The sequence below is a fragment of the Saccharopolyspora endophytica genome, from assembly GCF_018070075.1.
GTDB classification, from domain to species: Bacteria; Actinomycetota; Actinomycetes; order Mycobacteriales; family Pseudonocardiaceae; genus Saccharopolyspora; species Saccharopolyspora endophytica.
The window spans coordinates 1-5259 of sequence record NZ_JAGPXE010000030.1 but is presented as its reverse complement, the minus strand read 5'-3'; the positions used below and the strand labels follow the sequence as shown (position 1 = coordinate 5259).

Annotated in this window: 3 rRNA genes; all 3 read left to right on the top strand. The window is 56.5% G+C overall.

The features are described 5' to 3' along the window. The first annotated feature begins 182 nt into the window (after window positions 1-182). The 3 genes from KBO27_RS33315 (at window position 183) to rrf (ending at window position 5250) form a co-directional block, all read left to right on the top strand. Window positions 183-1705: ribosomal RNA gene (locus tag KBO27_RS33315) — 16S ribosomal RNA — on the top strand. Window positions 1706-1928: 223 nt separating this feature from the next. Then, window positions 1929-5004: ribosomal RNA gene (locus KBO27_RS33310) — 23S ribosomal RNA — on the top strand. A 129-nt stretch (window positions 5005-5133) separates the two neighbouring features. Continuing rightward, a 5S ribosomal RNA gene (gene rrf, locus KBO27_RS33305) occupies window positions 5134-5250 on the top strand. The 16S, 23S and 5S rRNA genes sit together here, the layout of an rRNA operon. Window positions 5251-5259 lie beyond the last annotated feature (9 nt).

Genomic DNA, 5259 nt, shown 5'->3' with positions numbered 1-5259 from the left:
GGGTTGTGGCGATGGTGTGGGTGTGTTCTTTGAGAACTCAACAGTGGACTGTTTTGGTTAGTGTTCTTTTATGCCCCTGACCAGTGATGCGAGTGATCGTGTTGGTGGTTGGTGGTTTCTTTGAGTATCACGCTCCGACCTTTGGGTTGTTGAGTGTGTGCTGGGATTGTTTCAACAAAGCATTGTTGGAGAGTTTGATCCTGGCTCAGGACGAACGCTGGCGGCGTGCTTAACACATGCAAGTCGAACGATGAAGCCGCTTCGGTGGTGGATTAGTGGCGAACGGGTGAGTAACACGTGGGTAATCTGCCCTGCACTCTGGGATAAGCCTTGGAAACGAGGTCTAATACCGGATATGACACACGGAGGCATCTCCTGTGTGTGGAAAGTTCCGGCGGTGCAGGATGAACCCGCGGCCTATCAGCTTGTTGGTGGGGTAGTGGCCTACCAAGGCGACGACGGGTAGCCGGCCTGAGAGGGTGACCGGCCACACTGGGACTGAGACACGGCCCAGACTCCTACGGGAGGCAGCAGTGGGGAATCTTGCGCAATGGGCGAAAGCCTGACGCAGCAACGCCGCGTGGGGGATGACGGCCTTCGGGTTGTAAACCTCTTTCGACAGGGACGAAGCTTTCGGGTGACGGTACCTGTAGAAGAAGCACCGGCTAACTACGTGCCAGCAGCCGCGGTAATACGTAGGGTGCGAGCGTTGTCCGGATTTATTGGGCGTAAAGAGCTCGTAGGCGGTTTGTCGCGTCGGCCGTGAAAACCTGCAGCTTAACTGTGGGCGTGCGGTCGATACGGGCAGACTTGAGTTCGGCAGGGGAGACTGGAATTCCTGGTGTAGCGGTGAAATGCGCAGATATCAGGAGGAACACCGGTGGCGAAGGCGGGTCTCTGGGCCGATACTGACGCTGAGGAGCGAAAGCATGGGGAGCGAACAGGATTAGATACCCTGGTAGTCCATGCCGTAAACGTTGGGCGCTAGGTGTGGGGATGGGTTCCACCGTTTCCGTGCCGTAGCTAACGCATTAAGCGCCCCGCCTGGGGAGTACGGCCGCAAGGCTAAAACTCAAAGGAATTGACGGGGGCCCGCACAAGCGGCGGAGCATGTGGATTAATTCGATGCAACGCGAAGAACCTTACCTGGGTTTGACATGCACTAGACAGCCGTAGAGATACGGTTTCCCTTGTGGTTGGTGTACAGGTGGTGCATGGCTGTCGTCAGCTCGTGTCGTGAGATGTTGGGTTAAGTCCCGCAACGAGCGCAACCCTTGCCCTATGTTGCCAGCGGGTTATGCCGGGGACTCGTAGGGGACTGCCGGGGTCAACTCGGAGGAAGGTGGGGATGACGTCAAGTCATCATGCCCCTTATGCCCAGGGCTTCACACATGCTACAATGGCTGGTACAGAGGGTTGCGATGCCGTGAGGTGGAGCGAATCCCTTAAAGCCGGTCTCAGTTCGGATCGGGGTCTGCAACTCGACCCCGTGAAGTCGGAGTCGCTAGTAATCGCAGATCAGCATTGCTGCGGTGAATACGTTCCCGGGCCTTGTACACACCGCCCGTCACGTCATGAAAGTCGGTAACACCCGAAGCCCATGGCCTAACCCTTTGGGAGGGAGTGGTCGAAGGTGGGACTGGCGATTGGGACGAAGTCGTAACAAGGTAGCCGTACCGGAAGGTGCGGCTGGATCACCTCCTTTCTAAGGAGCAATATAAACCCCGGTCATCGTGCCGGGAGTTTCCCGGATTGAATGTCCGCACGTGACATTGTCTGGGTGCTCGATGGATTGTGGAACACGCTAACGCTTCACAGAACAGTTCACTGTTGGGTATCTGAGAGGACACGCCACATGCCCGGTTGGGTGTGTGGTTGTTTCTCGGGTTGTTGTTTGAGAATTGTATAGTGGGTGCGAGCATCTTTGTGGCCAAGTTTTTTAGGGCACATGGTGGATGCCTTGGTACCAGGGGCCGATGAAGGACGTGGTAGGCCGCGATAGTCCTCGGGGAGTTGTCAAACGAGCTGTGATCCGAGGGTGTCCGAATGGGGAAACCCAGCCCGAGTGATGTCGGGTTACTCATGCCTGAATATATAGGGTATGAGGGGGAACGCGGGGAAGTGAAACATCTTAGTACCCGTAGGAAGAGAAAACACTGGTGATTCCGTGAGTAGTGGCGAGCGAAAGCGGAAGAGGCTAAACCGTGCGCGTGGGATACCTGGTAGGGGTTGCGTGTGCGGGGTTGTGGGACATCGTTGGAGAGGGCTACTGACCTCTCAGCATTGGGTTGCGTGTTAGTTGAACAGGTTGGGAAACCTGACCAGAGACGGTGAGAGTCCGGTAGACGAAAATGCGTGGCCGGTGTGTGGTGGTGTTCCCGAGTAGCAGCGCTTTCGTGGAGGGTGCTGTGAATCTGGCGGGACCACTCGCTAAGCCTAAATACTTCCTGGTGACCGATAGTGGATAGTACCGTGAGGGAATGGTGAAAAGTACCCCGGGAGGGGAGTGAAATAGTTCCTGAAACCATGTGCCTGCAATCCGTCAGAGCAGTCTTAGCAACTGTGATGGCGTGCCTTTTGAAGAATGAGCCTGCGAGTTACTGCTGCGTGGCGAGGTTAACCCGTTGGGGGTAGCCGGAGCGAAAGCGAGTCTGAATAGGGCGTTGGAGTCGCGTGGTGTAGACCCGAAGCGGAGTGATCTACCCATGGCCAGGGTGAAGCGCGGGTAAGACCGTGTGGAGGCCCGAACCCACCAGGGTTGAAAACCTGGGGGATGAGCTGTGGGTAGGGGTGAAAGGCCAATCAAACTCCGTGATAGCTGGTTCTCCCCGAAATGCATTTAGGTGCAGCGTCATATGTTGCTTGGGTGGGGTAGAGCACTGGTTGGTTGATGGGCCTTCACGGGTTACTGAGATCAGCCAAACTCCGAATACGCCTGAGTTGAGTGTGGCAGTGAGACGGCGGGGGAGAAGCTTCGTCGTCGAGAGGGAAACAGCCCAGAGCATCGGCTAAGGCCCCCAAGTGTGCGCTTAGTGGGAAAGGATGTGGGATCGCTTAGACAACCAGGAGGTTGGCTTAGAAGCAGCCATCCTTGAAAGAGTGCGTAATAGCTCACTGGTCAAGTGGTCCTGCGCCGACAATGTAGCGGGGCTGAAGCGCACCGCCGAAGCCATGCCAATTCAACTTTTGTTGGGTTGGGTAGGGGAGCGTCCTGCACGAGGTGAAGCGTCCGCGTAAGCGTGGTGTGGATTGTGTGGGAGTGAGAATGCAGGCATGAGTAGCGAGTGAAGAGTGAGAATCTCTTCCGCCGGATGACCAAGGGTTCCTGGGGAAGGTTCGTCCGCCCAGGGTGAGTCGGGGCCTAAGGCGAGGCCGACAGGCGTAGTCGATGGATAACGGGTTGATATTCCCGTACCCGTGCATATGCGCCCATGATGAGGTTTCTGATGCTAACCATCCGGAAGCTGGCTGTGTCTTCGGACGTGGCTGGGGACTGCATGGGACCCGAAGGGATAGTAGTCAAGTGATGGGGTGACGCAGGAGGGTAGCTCTGCCAGTGAGTGGTTGTACTGGTGTAAGCCTGTAGCCCGGTGTGTAGGTAAATCCGCACGCCATGTGGGTGAGGGGTGATGCGTAGCCGTTGTGGTGAAGTGAGTGATCCCATGCTGCCGAGAAAAGCCTCTAGCGAGTGTGTGCACGGCCCGTACCCGAAACCGACACAGGTGGTCAGGTAGAGAATACCGAGGCGGTCGGGTGAACTGTGGTTAAGGAATTCGGCAAATTGCCCCCGTAACTTTGGGAGAAGGGGGGCCACTGCTGGTGAACACTTTTTCGGTGGGAGCTGGTGGTGGTCGCAGAGGCCAGGGAGAAGCGACTGTTTACTAAAAACACAGGTCCATGCGAAGCTGTAAGGCGATGTATATGGACTGACGCCTGCCCGGTGCTGGAACGTTAAGAGGACCCGTAAAGCCCTTTGGGGTGTAGCGGAGAATTTAAGCGCCAGTAAACGGCGGTGGTAACTATAACCATCCTAAGGTAGCGAAATTCCTTGTCGGGTAAGTTCCGACCTGCACGAATGGCGTAACGACTTCTCCGCTGTCTCGACCACAGGCCCGGTGAAATTGCAGTACGAGTAAAGATGCTCGTTTCGCGCGGCAGGACGGAAAGACCCCGGGACCTTTACTATAGCTTGGTATTGGTGTTTGGTTCGGCTTGTGTAGGATAGGTGGGAGACTGTGAAGCATTCACGCTAGTGGGTGTGGAGTCGTTGGTGAAATACCACTCTGGTCGTTCCGGGCATCTAACTCGGGTCCGTGATCCGGATCGGGGACAGTGCCTGGTGGGTAGTTTAACTGGGGCGGTTGCCTCCTAAAGAGTAACGGAGGCGCCCAAAGGTTCCCTCAGCCTGGTTGGCAATCAGGTGTTGAGTGTAAGTGTATAAGGGAGCTTGACTGTGAGACTGACGGGTCGAGCAGGTGCGAAAGCAGGGACTAGTGATCCGGCACTGGCTGGTGGAAGCGGTGTCGCTCAACGGATAAAAGGTACCCCGGGGATAACAGGCTGATCTTGCCCAAGAGTCCATATCGACGGCATGGTTTGGCACCTCGATGTCGGCTCGTCGCATCCTGGGGCTGGAGTTGGTCCCAAGGGTTGGGCTGTTCGCCCATTAAAGCGGCACGCGAGCTGGGTTTAGAACGTCGTGAGACAGTTCGGTCCCTATCCGCCGCGCGCGTAGGAGACTTGCGGAAGGCTGTCCCTAGTACGAGAGGACCGGGACGGACGAACCTCTGGTGTGCCAGTTGTTCTGCCAAGGGCACGGCTGGTTGGCTATGTTCGGGAGGGATAACCGCTGAAAGCATCTAAGCGGGAAGCCTGTTCCTAGATGAGGTCTCCCACCCCTTTGTGGGTTAAGGCCCCCGGTAGATGACCGGGTTGACAGGCCGGATGTGGAAGCACAGTAATGTGTGGAGCTGACCGGTGCTGATAGGCCGAGGACTTGCTCACGAAGATGTTACGCACCCACTATACGATATCTGAGACAACAACCCACGGTTGTTGTTGATATCTGAATATGTGTCAACGTGTATTGGCACCCTTGGTTTTCCCGCCCTTGTATGGGTGGGGTTCAGGGTTGTCGGTGGCGATGGCGGGGAGGGTCCGCCCGGTCCCATTCCGAACCCGGTAGCTAAGCTCCCCAGCGCTGATGGTACTGCACTCGCTAGGGTGTGGGAGAGTAAGACACCGCCGACACAATCCTTA